Below are 15,781 nucleotides of genomic sequence, written 5' to 3'. Positions count from 1 at the left end.
GCCCTGACCCGTTTCCGGGGCGGCTTCGGGGAGCAGCGACGTCCGGTTCTCTCGCCGCTCCACACCGAGCTCAACTCCGGCCGTAGTGACCAACGGCGTTCAGCGGGTACGCCAGGCGCCGAGGAGGTCCTCAGGTCCGTAGGTCGCCTGGAGGCCGGAGCAGTTGACGCCGCTTCGGGATACGGCGACCAGGGGGATCGGGTCGTCGGTGAGTGCGGCCCGGTGCTTGTGCAGGGCGGCCAGGTCATGTGCGTCGAAGGGGGAGGTCTCCAACCACTTGATCGACCCCAGGAAGAGCAACTCTTTGGCGACGGGCTCGCGATCGGCGCCCACGAGATCGATCTCGACGTCGTTACTTCGGGTCCAGTAGCCGCCGACGACGGGAGCAGCGGGCAGTTCGCCGTCCGGCAGGATGCGGGCCAAGGCCTCGCGGATCAGGGGCTCGACTGCGCGTCCGCGCCAGCTCGTCCAGCGCTCTCTGATCCGGGCCAGGGTGAGGTCGCCGCGGATGCGCTCGATCTCTGCCATGTGCGGATCGAGAAACGCCAGCCAGAAGCGGAGGTAGGGGTCCGCCACCCGGTAGCGGCGCTCCTTCGAGGGATGGAGTGAGACGGGGAGTTCGGCCGCCACCACGCGCTTCTCGATCAGAAGGTCTGCCGCCCTGGTGAGAGTGGAGTGGGCGATGCCGCCCGCCACCCGGGCGATGTTGGTGAACGTCCTCTCGCCTGTGCCGATCGCCCGCAGTACCTCCCTGCCCATCGCCTGCGGGGGGAACTCGGCAGCCAGCGATCGCTCGGCGGAGACCAGGAGGGCGGAGATCGGGTTCTCCAGTGCTGCCTCAAGGAATTCCCACATCGTGGCCCCGGCCGGCCACTCCCGGCAGATCAGCGGGAGGCCGCCCGTGACGAGTGCGGCGTCGAAAGCGGCGGCCGGCTCCAGTTCGAGCATCTCGCTGAGGTCGGCCGGGTTGAGCGGTCCCACGACCATCTCCCGTCCACGCTGGTGGAACGGCCGGTCGTAGCTGTTGAGCGCCTTCATCATGGACAGATCCGAGCCGACCAGCAGCAGCAGGACGGGCTTGCGGCTGAGCAGGCGGTCCCACGCCCGCTGAAGCATCCCCTCAAAGGCGTCGATGCGTTCCATGAGGTAGGGCACCTCATCGATCACCAGCACGCTCGGCGAGTCGTCCGGCAGGATCTCCGCCAGCAGCCGGAAGGCTGCGTTCCACTGCTCCGGTGCCTCCTCTGCGAAGAGTGACTTCTGCGGCAGCGTGGAGGTGGAGACCGCGTCGAGCAGTTCCAACAGTTCGTCGTGGGCAGAGCCGCCCCCGGCGGTGAAGAACAGATGGGGGACTTCCGCTTGCTGCAGGAACTCCTCGACCAGGGTTGACTTCCCGACCCGCCGCCGTCCGCGCATGAGCAGGCACTGGCCGGGCCGAGCGGCGTTGCCCGCAGCACGGTGGACGTCTTCGAGCGCAACCGCCAGGGCCCGAAGCTCCCGGTCTCGGCCAATGAACCGATGCATGAGCGAACCCCCAATGAAGATGCGAAGACGGTATCCCTCAAGATAGTAGCACGAGAGATACTATCTCTAGCGCAACTATTATGGGGAGGTCGAGCCCTGCCTGTGGAGGAGGGGGTCAGGACGACGACGGAGTCGGCGCCGCCCTCTCCGGTGCGACCCGGACGTTGCCGCGTCACTGCCGCGCGGGGCGCGGGTTTCGGGGGAGGATCGCTTCGGCACGACGGGCAATCCGACAGTCAGTCAACGGTGGCGCGGAGGAGCGTGGCGATGGCAGAGCGCACGGTCGCGGAGCAGATGATCACGGTGCTGCGGCAGGCCGGGGTGGAGCGGATCTACGGGGTGGTGGGGGACAGCCTGAACCCCGTCGTCGACGCGATCCGGCGGACCGACGGGGCGATCGAGTGGGTGCACGTCCGCAACGAGGAGGCCGGCGCGTTCGCTGCGGCGGCGGAGGCGGAGACGACCGGGCGGCTGGCGGTGTGCGCGGGGTCGTGCGGGCCGGGGAACACGCACCTGATCCAGGGGCTCTACGACGCGCACCGGTCCCGGGTGCCGGTGCTCGGGCTGGCGTCGCACATCCCGTCGGCGCAGATCGGGACCGGGTTCTTCCAGGAGACGCACCCCGAGCGGGTCTTCGTCGACTGCTCCGGCTACTGCGAGATGATCGGCACGTCCAGCCAGATGCCCCGCGTCCTGCGGACCGCGATCCAGCACGCGCTGGGTGGGCGTGGGGTGTCCGTGGTCGCGTTCCCCGGGGACGTGGCCGCGCTGCCGGTCGCCAACCCAACCGGGACCAGCGCGTTCCTGACCGAGCACGCCACGCCGATCCCGCCGGACGCGCAGGTGTCCGCGCTGGCCGAGGCGATCAACGCGGCGAACCGGGTGGCGATCTTCGCGGGCGCGGGGGTGCGCGGCGCGCACGCCGAGGTGATGCAGCTGGCCGACACGGTGAAGGCGCCAGTCGGGCACTCGCTGCGCGGCAAGGAGTGGATCCAGTTCGACAACCCGTACGACGTCGGCATGAGCGGCCTGCTCGGCTACGGCGCGTGCCACCAGGCGCTGCACGAGGCCGACTTGGTGCTGCTGCTCGGCACCGACTTCCCCTACGACAGCTTCCTGCCCGGCCGGAACACGGTGCAGATCGACCACGACGCGACCCGGCTGGGCCGTCGCACGCCGCTGGAGCTGGCGGTGCACGGGGACGTGCGGGCGACGCTGCGTGCCGTGCTGCCGCTGTTGAAGCCGCGTCAGGACCGGTCGTTCCTGGACGACATGCTGCGGCGCCACGGATCGGCCCTGGAGAAGGTCGTCGGCGCGTACACCAGGAACATCGAGCACCACACCCCCATCCACCCCGAGTACGTGGCCTCGGTGCTGGACGACGTGGCGGCGGAGGACGCGGTCTTCACCGTCGACACCGGCATGAACAATGTCTGGGCCGCCCGCTATCTCACGCCCAACGGGCGCCGCCGGGTGATCGGCTCGTTCCTGCACGGCTCGATGGCCAACGCCCTTCCGCACGCGATCGGCGCGCAACTCGCGGATCCGGAGCGGCAGGTGGTGGCGCTCTGCGGGGACGGCGGGCTCGGCATGCTGATGGGCGAGCTGCTGACGGTGGCGAAGTACCGCAAGCGCATGCCGCTCAAGGCGGTGGTCTTCAACAACGGCGCGCTCGGGATGATCAAGCTGGAGATGATGGTCAGCGGCTATCCCGAGTTCGAGATCGACAACGGCAAGGTCGACTACGCCGCCATCGCCGCCGCCTGCGGGATCCACAGCGTCCGGGTCACCGAGCCGAAAAAGCTGCGCGGCGCACTGACCGAGGCCCTGGCCGCGCCCGGCCCGGCGCTGGTCGACGTCGTCACGGACCCGAACGCGCTCTCGTTGCCGCCGACGATCACCGCCGCCCAGCTCAAGGGGTTCGCCCTGGCGGCGGGGCGAACGGTGCTGGACGGCGGCGTGGGCAGGATGATCGACCTGGCCCGCAGCAATCTGCGCAACATCCCGCGCCCGTGAACGAAGCGTCAGGTCCGCTCGCGGGCGCGGTCGCGGGTGCGGGCGCGGTCAGGGGCCCGGAATCGTGGCAGCGCTCGGTTTACGCGCCCGGCGCGGGCGGCTGCTGGCCGTAGCCCGGCTGCGGGTAGCCGTAGCCGGGCGCGGGCTGTGGGTAGCCGTAGCCCGGCTGCGGCTGCGGCTGCGGCTGGCCCATCTGCGGTTGCTGAGGCTGCGGCTGGCCCATCGGGGGCTGCCCGATCAGGGGCTGCTGGGGCTGTCCGAACTGCTGCGGCGGCACCGGCTGCTGGACGGGCGGCGGGGTCGGCTGGAACTGTCCCTGCGGCTGCACCGGTTGACCCATCGGAGGCTGGCCTGGGAAGCCGGGCATGCCAGGCATCCCGACACCTGCCGGGCGCGCGGGGCGGCGGCTCGCGCTCATCTGGGCGAGGCCCATGCCGAGCGTCGCCAGAGCGACCAGCAACTGGACGATCGCGACCACGTTGAACAGGAGGTTGTGACCCTCCGTGAAAGCGCTGTGGATGACCGAGTCCAACAGGTCGGTGACGGTCGGATAGGCGAACAGCGCCATGACGGTGAGCACGACGGGCCGCCCCCAGGCACGGCCGCGGAACGCGCCGAACGCGCCCAGAGCCAGGGCAGCGCAGTAGGCGAGGTCAGCCGGTAGGAACTGGGAATCCGCGACGTACCGCACCAGGGTCACGCCGAACAGGCTGCCGAGCTCGGGGAGCACGCCGGTTTTCACCAGCGTCAGGATGAGCATCACCAGTTCCAGCCCCAGCATTGCCACCGCACCGAAGACGACCGTGTCCACGGTCGTCTTCTTGGGTGCGGGCGCGCCCATCGGCGGCGTGAACCCGACGGGCGGTGCCTGCAGGTACTGCGGACCGCCCGACGGGGGCTGCTGCAGCGGCGCCCCCGGCTGAGCCGACGACATCTGCTGTGGATACGACGGCTGTTGCGGCATCTGCTGCTGCATCTGCTGAGGCTGCTGCTGCGGTGCCATCGGCTGCCCCATCGGCGGTTGCTGCGGCTGCCCCATCGGCGGCTGCTGCGGCTGTGCGCCGGGATTCATCGGCGCACCAGGCCGGTCGAACGACATGAGGCCCTCCCCGTAAGTTCGGTGCGCGACCGTCGCGCCCAATCGGTCGTCGAGCCTATCTGCGGGCCTGCCTTCCGGTCACGCCCTCCTCAGCCAAGTCCCCCGCACGAGTCAGCGCGGTGCGGCCGGGAACGCTACGGTCGCATCGACCGCAGCGCACGGCACCACCGGACACGTACGTCAGCGCCGTACGTCAGAAGATCGACAGTCCCGAGAGTGTGGTGAAGGCGTCGAGCGCAGCGACCGCCGCGACGGAGTTGCCCGCCGGGTCCAGCGCCGGGCCCCAGGCGCAGATCGCCGCCTGGCCCGGGAGGATCGCCAGGATGCCGCCGCCCACGCCGCTCTTGCCGGGCAGGCCGACGCGGTAGGCGAACTCACCCGCGGCGTCATACGTGCCGCAGGTCAGCAGGATGGCGTTGATCCGCTTGGCCTCGCTGCGCGAGAGCAGGCGGCTGCCGTCGACACGGAGGCCGTGGCGGGCCAGGACCAGGCCGGTCTGCGCGAGGTCGCGGCAGCTGGCCGCTATGGCGCAGTGCGCGTAGTACTCGGTCAGCACGGTATCGACCGGGTTGACCAGGTTGCCGTGGCTGGCGATGAAGTGGGCCAGCGCGGCGTTGCGGTGGCCGGACTCGGCCTCGGAGGCGGCGACCTCCGGGTCGATGGCGAGGTCCGGGTTGCCGGACTCGGCGCGGACGAAGTCGAGGACGGCGTCGGCGGCGTGGCCTCCGGTCAGGCTGTGCAGGCGGTCGGTGACCACGACGGCGCCGGCGTTGATGAACGGGTTGCGCGGGATGCCGTGCTCCGTCTCCAGCTGCACCAGCGAGTTGAACGGGTTGCCGGACGGCTCGCGGCCGACCCGCTGCCAGACGTCGTCGCCGCCCTGGGCCAGGACGAGGGTGAGCGTCAGCAGCTTGGAGACGCTCTGGATGGAGAACGGCTGTTCCCAATCCCCCACGCCGAGGACGTCGCCCTCGACGGTGGCGACGGCCATGCCGAAGGCGTCGGGATCGACGCGCGCCAGCGCGGGGATGTAGTCGGCGACATGGCCGGTGCCACGGGTACGGCGGGCCGCCGCCAAGGCCGCGTCGAGGAGTTCCTGGTAGTCCACGTGCTCATTCTGGGGGTATTTCGTGCGTGAGCCGCCCGCCGACAGCTCGCCGACCGGCCACGGACGCATCACCGACCGCCTGCCCGCAAGCCGCCCCAAAAGCGACAGACAGCCGCAGAGGTCGCGGGTAGCATGACCGACAATTGGCTACCTGCTGGTAAGTCTCGTCCGGGGAAGCCGATTTCGAGACACCGCGCCACGAACCGACCAGTGCAGGAGCTGCGCCATGCCAGTGCTCGACCGCCAGGACGACGTCTTCGTCCTCGACATCGGGGACACCGAGAACCGCTTCCACCCCGACTGGCTGGCCTCCGCCAACGCGCTGCTCGACGAGGTCGAGGCCGCGGAAGGACCGAAGGCGCTGGTGACCGCGGCGACCGGGAAGTTCTGGTCGAACGGCCTCGACCTCGACTGGCTCTTCGCGAACGGCGACAAGGTCGAGGACTACGTCGCCGCTGTCCACGCTCTCTTCGCCCGCATGCTGACGCTGCCGTTCGTCACGGCGACGGCGATCCAGGGACACGCCTTCGCCGCCGGGGCGATGCTGTCGCTCGCGCACGACCTGCGGGTGATGCGCACGGACCGCGGCTACTGGTGCCTGCCCGAGGCGGACATCGACATCCCCTTCACGCCCGGCATGTCGGCGCTGATCCAGGCCAGGCTGACACCGCAGACCGCGCACGAGGCGATGGTCACCGCCCGCCGCTTCGGCGGCGCCGAGGCACTGGCACGCGAGATCGTCGACCGGACCGCGTCCGAAGGTGAAGTCCTGTCAGCCGCCGTCGAGTTGGTCCACCCGCAGGTGAAGAAGGCCGGGCCGACCCTGGGAAAGATCAAGCAGCGGATGTACGGGCCGGTCCTGGACGCCCTGCACGACAAGAGCGTCCTGATCGGCTGAACCGTTCGACGCCCTCTCCTCAGCTCAGTCCGACCGGCTGGGCCGAGCGGCTCGCGCCGGCCGGATCGAACCGGTCGGCCTGCGGGAGCGTCATCGCCGCGAGCCGACGTCGGCTCGCGGCGCTCTGCGCGACAGAGATACCGGTGACCGCCGCGCCCAGCACCGCCCAGCCGACCGGTCCCGCCGCCATCACCACGCCCGTGAGCAGCGGCGGACCGGCGGACTTCTGGATCGCCTGGGACATCCCGGCCACCCCGAGGTAGGCGGCACGGGCGTGCTCCGGGGCCAGCGAGACCGCGAGCTCCCACGAGGTCACCGAGCGGACCAGCTCGGCCAGGGTGACCACGACCGCCGCCGCCAGCAGCGCCAGCGAGGCGCTGATCGCGCCGCCCCCGGTCGCCGTGGCCAGGATCAGGCAGCAGGCCAACAGCGACACCCCGTACCAGACCACCGCGCGCACCGCCCGGCGCGGGCCCTCGGTCGCGGCGGAGATCCGCAGCTGCAGGACGACGACGAGCACAGTGTTGACCGCCAGGAACGCCGGGACGAACGCGTGCGGGGCCCGGGTGTGGCCGACCAGCCAGAGCGGCAGTCCGACGTTGAGCAGGGAGTCGTCCAGGCAGAGCGGGATGTCGCGGAGCACGAAGAGCAGATAGCCCTTGTCCCGCCACGGGTTGGCCACCGCCGACGGGCCCGGCGCGGCGGCGGCAGGGGCAGCGCTGGGCGCGTCCTCCGACGTGGCTACCGGCACTGGCACCGGGACCTGCTCTGGGACCGGGACCGCCGTCGTCCGCGCGCCGGGCTCGCGGGTGCGCCGGACCAGCACGGCGGCGAGCAGGTAGGTGACCACGTTGGCCAGCACCAGCGCCCGGTACGCGGCGAGCGTGCCGACGGCCAGGCCGATCGCCGCGAGGCCCGCGCCGAGTGCGTAACCCGCGTTGGCGGAGGTGCGGGTGAGCGCCTGGTAGGTGGAGCGCCGGTCGCCCGCGATCCGGGTGGCGAAGAGCATCTCCAGCATCTTCGCCGCGCGCTCGGCCAACGCGGTGACGGCGACGAAGGGCAGGAGCGCGGCGAAGCCGTGGCAGAACATCAGGGCGGAAAGGGCCACCATTCGGACGAGGTGACTGCCCATCAGTACCGTGCGCGCCGGCACGCGGTCGGCGAGCCACCCGGCGAGCGGTGATCCGGCGATTCCGGCGACGCCCGCAGCGCCCAGCAGCAGGCCGATCTGCTGGGCGTCGAGCCCGGCGACAAGGGCGAAGTAGAGGACGCCGGCGGCGGCCCACACACCGGTGCCGGCCCGGTCCACGAACTGGGCCACCAGCATGATCCGGGCGTCCCGCCCGCCGGGCGGGTTGCGCAGCTGGCTCCACATGGCGTCCCCCTCCGGACTTCCGGCCTCCCGCCTCCATCGCGGTATCTCGACATCAAGATACCTGGACCCGGGAGTCGTGTCGACATCAAGAATCTCGACATGGAGAGAAAATTGCGCCCGGTCGGCCGCGCCGGAGAAGCCAGGGGGAGCGCTTAGTGTTGATTTCCCGTTATACGTCCTGAATTCCACGGATTCCCGACCCGCGTCGCCACACCCAGCACCCAGCACCCGGAGCCGCTCATGACCGACCAGTCCACCGCGCCCGAGCCGGCCGAACCGGCTGAACCCACCGAACCGGCCGAACCTGACGAACCAGCCGACCGGCGGACCTGGCGCTCCCGTCTTCGCCCCGTCGGGCGGGTACGACGGGTACAACGGCGACGCACGCGACGGCTGCTGCTCTGGGGCTCGCTGACGGTGTGTGTGGGCGTGGTGGCGGCGATCGGCGTCCCGCTGATGAAGCACTACGAGATCCCGCCGTTCAGCCAGCGCGGTGAGCCGATCGTCTTCGACACCCCGGTCCCGGCGGGCCCTGACGGCCACGGCGCGGGCGACGGCGCGGTCTCGTCCGACGCGCGTACCGAACTGCCCACCGGCCCGGAGACGCAGTGGCGGATCGAGCACACGCTGGACGACGGGACGCACATCGCGGTCGCGACCATCACCGGTCGGAAGTCGGGCTACACCGGCAAGGTCTGGGTCTGGGCGCCGAAGGAGTACAGCGACCCGCGGTACGCGCACAGCGGTTTCCCGGTGCTGATCGCGCTTCCGGGCGGGCCCGGCTTCAACGACAACTACTGGAAGGACCCGGGCCTCAAGCTGGAGAGCAGCATCACCGACTGGTACCAGCAGGGGAAGAGCAAACCGTTCCTGCTGGCGATGCCGGTGCTCAACCCGGGCCCGGACGACCACTCCCACTACTGGGACGGCAGCGACATCCCCGGTCAGCCCAAGATGGGCACCTGGCTGGCGGAGGACATCCCGGACCTGATGCGGCAGAACTTCCGCACCCTCAGGTCCCGGGACGGGTGGGCCTTCATGGGGTCGTCGAGCGGCGGCTTCGCCGGGCTGAAGCTGGTGCTGCAGTACCCGGACCGGTTCAAGGCCGTGCTGGCCTCCGGGCCGGACATCGTGCCGGACTCGCCCTTCTGGAAGGGACACCCGGTCGAGCAGCAGCAGAACAACCCGCTGGTGCTGGCCCAGCAGCTGATCGCGCGCGGCGGCCCAGACGTCTACCTGGCGTTCCAGGTCGGCTCCCACGAGAACCGGGCGACGATCAGGGCGATCGAGAACTTCCTCGCGGCCTACGGCAACAAGGGGCCGGTCCACACCACGCTGAACCTGATCCCGGACGGGCGCCACAACGCGTACACCTACGTCCCGGCGATGGGCGCGGGCCCGATCGAGTGGATCAGCCGTCAGCTGGAGGGACCGGTCCCCTCCACCTGACGGATGGTCGGACCGACGGGAGTCAGCGGCGTTTGTGGTCGCCGGTCGCGCCGTCGATCAGCTCGCGCATGATGTCCATGTGGCCCGCGTGCCGGGCCGTCTCGGTGGTCATGTGGATCAGCACCCAGCGCAGCGTGACGGAGTCGCCGAACCACGCCGTACCGGCGGTGTCCAGGGACAGCTCGCCGATGGCCTGGTCGGCGGTGGCGCGGGCCCGGGCGTAGAAGGCGAGGATCTCCTCGGTCGACTCGTGCGGCTCGACGCGCATGTCCGGGTCGTCCTCGGCGTCGAGGTCGAACGGCAGCGGCCCCATCTCGCGACCGAAGGTCTCGCAGAACCAGGCCAGCTCGGCCCCGCTCAGGTGCTTGACCAGCCCGAGCAGGTTGGTCCCGGACGGGGTCATCGGCCGCCGGAGCTGCTCGTCGTCCAGGCCGCCGAGCTTCCACAGCACCGCGTCGCGGTGCCGGTCGAGGGCGACGTGCAGGCTTTCCTTCTCGGCACCGTGGAACGGGACTCGTTTCATGCGGCGAACGTAGCACCCGGATGCGCCGCCGTGTCCTGCGGGGAGGTCCACGGACGGTCACCTTGAATACCTCCCATGGAGCGAGAGCGGGTCCACGGCACCGGCGGCATCGGACGACGCATCAGAACCGCGGTCGCCTTCACCGCCCTCGTCGTGGCCGCCGCCGGGACGGCGTACGGCGTCGACATCGGCGGGCGCCACCACGCCGGGCCGGTCGGCGACGGCACCGCGTACACCCCGGCGGGCTGGCGGGTCGCGCCGGTCGGGCGGCAGACCGCGCTGGGCTCGCTGCCCACCGCGTCCGCGCTCAGCCCGGACGGTCGGCTGCTGTTGGTGCTCGACGCGGGTGACGCGCCCAAGGAGTCGCTGCAGGTCGTGGACACCGCGACCAGCACAGTGGTGCAGCGGTTCGACTACGCCAGTCCGGACGGCGTCTACGGCGGCGTCGCCTTCGCTCCGGACGGGCGGCACGCCTACGCGAGCGGCGGCGGATCCGGGACCGTTCACGTCTACTCCGTCGGCCCGGACGACCGGTTGACCCAGGCCCCGGACATCGCGCTGCCGACCGCCAACCCCGCCGGGCGGAAGGTGACGATGTATCCGGCGGGCCTGGCGGTCACGCCGGACGGCAGCCGACTGGTCGTCGCCGATCAACTGGCCGACGCCGTCACCGTGGTGGCCCTGTCGGAGGTGACCGGACCGAGAGCGGCCGCGCCCCCGACGACCTGGACCGTTCCCGTGGGCCACGACCCGTACGACGTCGCCCTCTCCCCCGACGGGCGGCTCGCCTACGTCAGCAACCAGGGTGCCGACACCGTCAGTGTGCTGGCGCTGACCGACGCGAGCCCGCTGCCGGTCCGCACTGTCACCGTCGGGACCCATCCCAACCGGATGACCGTCGACCCGCGTACCGGCACGCTCTACGTCGCCAACAGCGAGAGCGACTCGGTCAGCGTCGTGCACGCGGGCGGGCGCGCCCCAGCGCGCACCTTCGGCCTCGCGCCGTGGCGGGGCGCGCCCGTGGGGTCGAACCCGGACGGCCTCTCGCTCTCCCCCGACCGTCGCCGCCTCTACGTCGCCGACTCCGGCGACAACGACGTCGCGGTGCTGGACGCCGCCGACGGCCGGATGCTGGGCCTGATCCCGACCGCCTGGTACCCGACCGCCGTCACCCCGTCGCGCGACGGCCGCTCGCTCTACGTCGTCAACGCCAAGGGCCTCGGGGCGAGCCCGAACCCCCAGGGCCCCGACCCGTACACGGACGCGGTCCGTCGCGCCAGCGCGCACTGGATCGGCCAGTACTCCGGCACGATGATCGTCGGCAGCCTCTCCACCGTCCCCACGCCGGACGCCGCGACCTTGGCCGACTGGTCCCGCACGGTCGTCCGCGACGACGGGTTCGGCCGGTTCGACGGGTTCGGCCGTGCCGACCGCAGCGGGGCGCCCGGCACCCCTGTGCCGATGCGGGTCGGCGAGCGCTCGCCGATCACGCACGTCATCTACGTGGTGCGGGAGAACCGCACCTACGACCAGGTGTTCGGCAGCCTGGGCAAGGGCGACGGCGATCCGGCTCTGAACCTCTTCGGTGACGACTCCGCGCCCAACTCCCGTGCGCTGCAACGGACGTTCGTCACCCTCGACAACTTCTACGCCAACGCCGAAGTCAGCGCCCAGGGGTGGAACTGGTCGGTCGGCGCGAACAGCAACCCCTATGTGGAGCAGACCTGGGTGGGCGACTACTCGGGCCGCCACCATCCCTACGAGTACGAGGGAGGCAGCCCGGCCGCCGCGATGAACCGCGACCCGCTCGACGCGTACATCTGGGACCGACTGGCGGACAGGGGCGTCCCGTTCCGCAACTACGGCTTCTACGAGACCGGCCGGGTCTTCAACTCCGGCTCGTCCGGGCCCGATCCGCGGCTGGTCGCGCACAGCGACCCGGACTTCACCGGCTGGGACATCACCTGCCCCGACTCCGGCGGCACCTGGCCCAGCCGCAATCCGGCCTGCACGCCCCGGATCGACGAGTGGCAGCGGGAGTTCACCGGCTACGTGGCCCACCACGACCTGCCGACGGTCACACTGCTGCGGCTGCCGGGCGACCACACCGCGACCACCGCGCCCGGCATGCCGACGCCGACGGCGTACATCGCGGACAACGACTACGCGCTCGGGCGGCTGGTCGACACCGTCTCGCACTCGCCGTATTGGGCCTCCACCGCCATCTTCGTCGTCGAGGACGACGCCCAGGACGGACCGGACCACGTCGACGCGCACCGGACCGAGGCACAGCTCATCAGCCCCTACACGCAGACCGGCAGGGTCGACTCGACCTTCTACTCCACGGTCTCGATGCTGCGCACCATCGAACTCCTCGCGGGCATCGGCCCGATGACGCAGTTCGACGCGCTGGCCACGCCCATGTCCGCGGCCTTCACCGACCAGCCGAACCTGACCCCGTACACGGCGGTCAAGCCGTCGGCGGCGGTCCTCGGCGGCGTCAACCCGGCCACCGGGCCGCTGGCCCGGGAGGCGGCGGGCGAGGACCTGTCGCACGAGGACCAGTTGGACGAGCGGCAGGCCAACGAGGAGATCTGGGCCAGCGTCAAAGGCCTGGACAGCCCGATGCCCGGCAGCGGACCCGACGGCGGACCCGACGGCGGAACGAGCTCGCCGGACGGCGACGGGTGAGGTGTGACGGAGGTCACGAAGGGGCCTGTCACAACCCGACGCGCTGCCCCGTCGAGTGGGAGACAGCGCACCGAGGTCCCGAAAGGACGAAACCATGAGTGAGAACACCGCCGCCGCGCCGGGCCGCCTCAACTGGTACCGGATCGACCCCGACGCCTACCAGGCCATGATGCGCATGGAGGAGGTCGGCACCCAGCAGCTCGACCCGACCCTGCGCGAGCTGGTCAAGATGCGCGCCTCGGGGCTCAACGGCTGCGCCTTCTGCCTCGACATGCACGCCCGCGAGGCCGCCGCGCAGGGCGAGACGCTCCAGCGCCTGGTCGTCGTCGGGGCCTGGGAGGAGGCCGAGCACCTGTTCACCCCGCGCGAGCAGGCCGCCCTGGCGCTGACCGACGCGGTCACCCGGCTGGGGCAGCACGGCGTCCCGGACGAGGTCTGGGAGCGCGCCGCCGGGCAGTTCAACGAGAAGGAACTCGTTCATCTGCTGATGGCGATCGTTACGATCAACGTATGGAACCGGCTGGCCGTGACCACGCAGGCGTACGTCAAGCCGCAGGACTGAACCCCGTGCCGCCCGTCGCCGCGCCGGCCGAATCCGGCAGTGCCGCGTTCCTGGACCAGCGGCCGATGCTGCTGTCCCTCGCGTACCGCCTGCTCGGCTCGGTGCACGAGGCGGAGGACACCGTCCAGGACGCGTACCTGCGCTGGAGTGCGCTCGGCGCGGCGGAACGGGACGAGGTCGCCAACCCGGCGGCCTACCTCACCACCGTCACCACCCGGCTGGCCCTGGACCGGCTCCGCTCGGCCGCGTCCCGGCGCGAGCTCTACGTCGGCTCCTGGCTCCCCGAGCCGCTGCCCGCGTCGGTGGACGCTTGGAGCGACCGCGCCGACCCGGCCGAGCGGGCGGCGCTGCGCGACTCCGCCTCGATGGGCGTGCTGCTGCTCCTGGACCGGCTCGCTCCCGCCGAGCGCGCCGTCTTCGTGCTGCGCGAGGCCTTCGGCGTGCCGTACCCGGAGATCGCCGAGATCCTCACCCGCAGCGAGGAGTCCTGCCGCCAGCTGCTCAGCCGGGCCCGCCGCCGTGTCACCGCCGAGCCGCGCCGGACGGACCGGCTCGATCCCGAGCGGGGCCGACCGCTGGTCGACGCGTTCCTGGCCGCCGCCCGGGGCGGTGACCTCGCCCGGCTGGAGTCGCTGCTGCGCGAGGACGTGGTGGCGATCACCGACGGCAACGGCATGCCCGGCGCGGGGCGCAACCCGATCCACGGCTCGGCGAAGGCCGCCCGCCTCTGGACCAAGGTCTTCGAGCGCTTCTACAGCTCCGGCGACATCCGGCACGCCTGGTACAACGGCGCACCGGCGCTGGAGATCCGGACTCCGGTGCGCAGGGTGGTCTACGTCTTCGAGTTCGACGACGCGGGCCTGATCTCCCGTGTCTTCGCCGTGCTCACCCCCGAGAAGCTCAGCCACCTGAGCTGAACCCGGCCGTCCCGGCGGTGGACCCCGACGCGCCACGTCCGCGTGGCACGGTTACTCGGCGGCGAGCTGCCCCGTGGGCTCGATACTCTTGCCCCATGTCTGCTACTCCGGTACGTGTCCGCTTCGCCCCCTCGCCCACCGGCATGTTCCACGTCGGCGGCGCGCGTTCCGCTCTGTACAACTGGGCCGTGGCGCGACAGTCCGACGGCGGCGTCTTCGTGCTCCGCATCGAGGACACCGACGCCGCGCGCAACAAGCCGGAGTGGATCGACGGCATCATCAGCGCGCTCGCCGCGATCGGGATCAGCAAGGACGACCCGGCCTTCGAGGGCCCCTACTTCCAGTCCCACAACGCGGACCGCCACCGCGAGGCGGCAGCGCAACTGCGCGACGCCGGGCGCGCGTACTACTGCGACTGCACCCGCGAGGAGCTCGCCAAGCGCACCGGCTCCGAGCAGCTGGGCTACGACGGCTTCTGCCGCGAGCGGGGCCTTGCGTACGCCGAGGGCCGCGCGCTCCGCTTCCGCACGCCGGACGAGGGCGAGACGCTGGTCAAGGACGTCGTCCGCGGCGACACGGTCTTCCCGAACAAGGCCATCGAGGACTTCGTCATCGCGCGCGGCGACGGCTCCCCGGTCTTCCTGCTGGCCAACGTCGTCGACGACCTCGACGAGCGGATCACCGAGGTCATCCGCGGCGAGGAGCACCTCTCCAACACGCCCAAGCAGCAGCTGCTCTGGGAGGCGCTGGGCGCGACCCCGCCGGTCTGGGCGCACCTGTCGGTGATCGTCAACGAGAAGCGGCAGAAGCTCTCCAAGCGCCGCGACAAGGTCGCGCTGGAGGACTACCTGGCCGAGGGCTTCCTGCCGGACGCCATGGTCAACTACCTGATGCTGCTGGGCTGGGCCCCGGGCGCCGACGAGGAGATCCTGCCCTTCGCGGAGCTGCAGCGCCGCTTCCGGATCGAGGACGTCAACACCTCGCCGGCCTTCTTCGACATCAAGAAGCTGACGGCGTTCAACGGCGAGTACATCCGAGCCCTCAGCCCCGAGCAGTTCCTGGCCGCGTGCGCGCCCTACCTGGTCGCCCCGCACGCCAACTGGACCCCGGAGCAGTTCGACCGGGCCCTCTTCGAGCGGATCGCCCCGCTGGCGCAGACCCGCCTCGCGGTGCTGTCGGAGATCACCGCCAACGTCGACTTCCTCTTCCTGGACCAGCCGGTCGAGGACGAGGCCTCCTGGACCAAGGCGATGAAGCCGGGCGCGGCCGAGGTCCTGCGCGACGCCCGCGCCGCGTACGAGACGGCGGAGTGGGCGGCGGAGCCGCTGAAGCAGACCCTCCTGGAGATCGGCGAGCGCCACGGCCTCAAGCTCGGCAAGGCCCAGGCCCCGGTCCGCGTCGCGGTCACCGGCCGCACCGTCGGCCTCCCGCTGTTCGAGTCCCTCGAGGCGCTGGGCCGCGACCGCGTGCTGGCCCGACTCGACGCTGCGCTCGCGAAGCTGGAGCAGTAAGAGCACCGGGAAGTTGCACTGTCCGGGGGCGCGGTTCCCCGCGCCCCCGGACAGTGCATCTGACGATATGACTTGTTCCGCCCCGGAATTCCCGGGCAACCGCCCGGG

12 protein-coding genes are annotated in these 15,781 nt (G+C 71.3%); 7 read left to right on the top strand and 5 right to left on the bottom strand.

Annotated features, from left to right (window positions below; genetic code table 11):
• Positions 1-99: 99 nt before the first annotated feature.
• The gene (locus ABH928_RS12810; RefSeq protein WP_370065447.1) at positions 100-1,524 is read right to left on the bottom strand and encodes an ATP-binding protein; all 1,425 of its coding nucleotides are present in this window, start codon (positions 1,522-1,524) and stop codon (positions 100-102) included.
• A gap of 267 nt (positions 1,525-1,791) precedes the next feature.
• On the opposite strand from ABH928_RS12810, the gene ABH928_RS12805 reads away from it, so the two are divergent.
• A complete protein-coding gene (locus tag ABH928_RS12805; RefSeq protein WP_370065445.1) occupies positions 1,792-3,540 on the top strand; it encodes a pyruvate dehydrogenase in 1,749 nt (582 codons plus the stop codon).
• 79 nt (positions 3,541-3,619) lie between these two features.
• Here ABH928_RS12805 and ABH928_RS12800 read toward each other — a convergent pair whose 3' ends face one another.
• Complete coding sequence (locus tag ABH928_RS12800) at positions 3,620-4,639, bottom strand: hypothetical protein (RefSeq protein ID WP_370065443.1); 1,020 nt, start codon at positions 4,637-4,639, stop codon at positions 3,620-3,622.
• A 193-nt stretch (positions 4,640-4,832) separates the two neighbouring features.
• On the bottom strand, positions 4,833-5,747 hold the full coding sequence (locus tag ABH928_RS12795) for a glutaminase (protein ID WP_370065441.1): 915 nt from the start codon (positions 5,745-5,747) through the stop codon (positions 4,833-4,835).
• 226 nt (positions 5,748-5,973) lie between these two features.
• Between ABH928_RS12795 and ABH928_RS12790 the strand changes: the two genes are divergently transcribed.
• On the top strand, positions 5,974-6,645 hold the full coding sequence (locus ABH928_RS12790) for an enoyl-CoA hydratase-related protein (RefSeq protein ID WP_370065439.1): 672 nt from the start codon (positions 5,974-5,976) through the stop codon (positions 6,643-6,645).
• Between the two features lie 19 nt (positions 6,646-6,664).
• Here the strand turns inward: ABH928_RS12790 and ABH928_RS12785 are convergent, their stop codons facing one another.
• Positions 6,665-8,020, bottom strand: coding sequence for an MFS transporter (locus tag ABH928_RS12785; protein WP_370065437.1), 1,356 nt, complete (start codon positions 8,018-8,020; stop codon positions 6,665-6,667).
• A gap of 240 nt (positions 8,021-8,260) precedes the next feature.
• Here ABH928_RS12785 and ABH928_RS12780 point away from each other — a divergent pair, with 240 nt between their 5' ends.
• Positions 8,261-9,469 carry an alpha/beta hydrolase gene (locus tag ABH928_RS12780; protein ID WP_370065435.1) on the top strand — a complete coding sequence of 403 codons (1,209 nt, stop codon included), beginning with the start codon at positions 8,261-8,263 and terminating at the stop codon, positions 9,467-9,469.
• 22 nt (positions 9,470-9,491) lie between these two features.
• Here the strand turns inward: ABH928_RS12780 and ABH928_RS12775 are convergent, their stop codons facing one another.
• Entirely contained in the window at positions 9,492-9,992 is a 501-nt protein-coding gene (locus ABH928_RS12775; protein ID WP_370065433.1) for a DinB family protein, read from the bottom strand.
• A 75-nt stretch (positions 9,993-10,067) separates the two neighbouring features.
• Here ABH928_RS12775 and ABH928_RS12770 point away from each other — a divergent pair, with 75 nt between their 5' ends.
• From ABH928_RS12770 to gltX, 4 genes are all read left to right on the top strand, one after another.
• Positions 10,068-12,683, top strand: coding sequence for a bifunctional YncE family protein/alkaline phosphatase family protein (locus ABH928_RS12770; protein ID WP_370065431.1), 2,616 nt, complete (start codon positions 10,068-10,070; stop codon positions 12,681-12,683).
• Between the two features lie 94 nt (positions 12,684-12,777).
• Complete coding sequence (locus ABH928_RS12765) at positions 12,778-13,245, top strand: carboxymuconolactone decarboxylase family protein (RefSeq protein WP_370065429.1); 468 nt, start codon at positions 12,778-12,780, stop codon at positions 13,243-13,245.
• Between the two features lie 5 nt (positions 13,246-13,250).
• Positions 13,251-14,162 (top strand): RNA polymerase sigma factor SigJ, encoded by a 912-nt coding sequence (gene sigJ, locus ABH928_RS12760; RefSeq protein ID WP_370065427.1) that lies wholly within the window; start codon positions 13,251-13,253, stop codon positions 14,160-14,162.
• A 143-nt stretch (positions 14,163-14,305) separates the two neighbouring features.
• Complete coding sequence (gene gltX / locus ABH928_RS12755; protein ID WP_370065549.1) at positions 14,306-15,673, top strand: glutamate--tRNA ligase; 1,368 nt, start codon at positions 14,306-14,308, stop codon at positions 15,671-15,673.
• Positions 15,674-15,781 lie beyond the last annotated feature (108 nt).

Source organism: Streptacidiphilus sp. MAP5-3 (genome assembly GCF_041262505.1).
Lineage (GTDB): Bacteria > Actinomycetota > Actinomycetes > Streptomycetales > Streptomycetaceae > Streptacidiphilus.
This window is presented reverse-complemented; position numbering and strand designations above follow the sequence as displayed.

What these genes read in the sequence shown, in the direction of transcription:
- ABH928_RS12810 (WP_370065447.1), bottom strand. Translation starts at nt 1,524, where the DNA reads ATGCATCGGTTCATTGGCCGAGACCGGGAGCTTCGGGCCCTGGCGGTT.
- ABH928_RS12805 (WP_370065445.1), top strand. Translation starts at nt 1,792, where the DNA reads ATGGCAGAGCGCACGGTCGCGGAGCAGATGATCACGGTGCTGCGGCAG.
- ABH928_RS12800 (WP_370065443.1), bottom strand. Translation starts at nt 4,639, where the DNA reads ATGTCGTTCGACCGGCCTGGTGCGCCGATGAATCCCGGCGCACAGCCG.
- ABH928_RS12775 (WP_370065433.1), bottom strand. Translation starts at nt 9,992, where the DNA reads ATGAAACGAGTCCCGTTCCACGGTGCCGAGAAGGAAAGCCTGCACGTC.
- gltX (WP_370065549.1), top strand. Translation starts at nt 14,306, where the DNA reads ATGTTCCACGTCGGCGGCGCGCGTTCCGCTCTGTACAACTGGGCCGTG.
- ABH928_RS12785 (WP_370065437.1), bottom strand. Translation starts at nt 8,020, where the DNA reads ATGTGGAGCCAGCTGCGCAACCCGCCCGGCGGGCGGGACGCCCGGATC.
- ABH928_RS12765 (WP_370065429.1), top strand. Translation starts at nt 12,778, where the DNA reads ATGAGTGAGAACACCGCCGCCGCGCCGGGCCGCCTCAACTGGTACCGG.
- ABH928_RS12790 (WP_370065439.1), top strand. Translation starts at nt 5,974, where the DNA reads ATGCCAGTGCTCGACCGCCAGGACGACGTCTTCGTCCTCGACATCGGG.
- ABH928_RS12770 (WP_370065431.1), top strand. Translation starts at nt 10,068, where the DNA reads ATGGAGCGAGAGCGGGTCCACGGCACCGGCGGCATCGGACGACGCATC.
- ABH928_RS12780 (WP_370065435.1), top strand. Translation starts at nt 8,261, where the DNA reads ATGACCGACCAGTCCACCGCGCCCGAGCCGGCCGAACCGGCTGAACCC.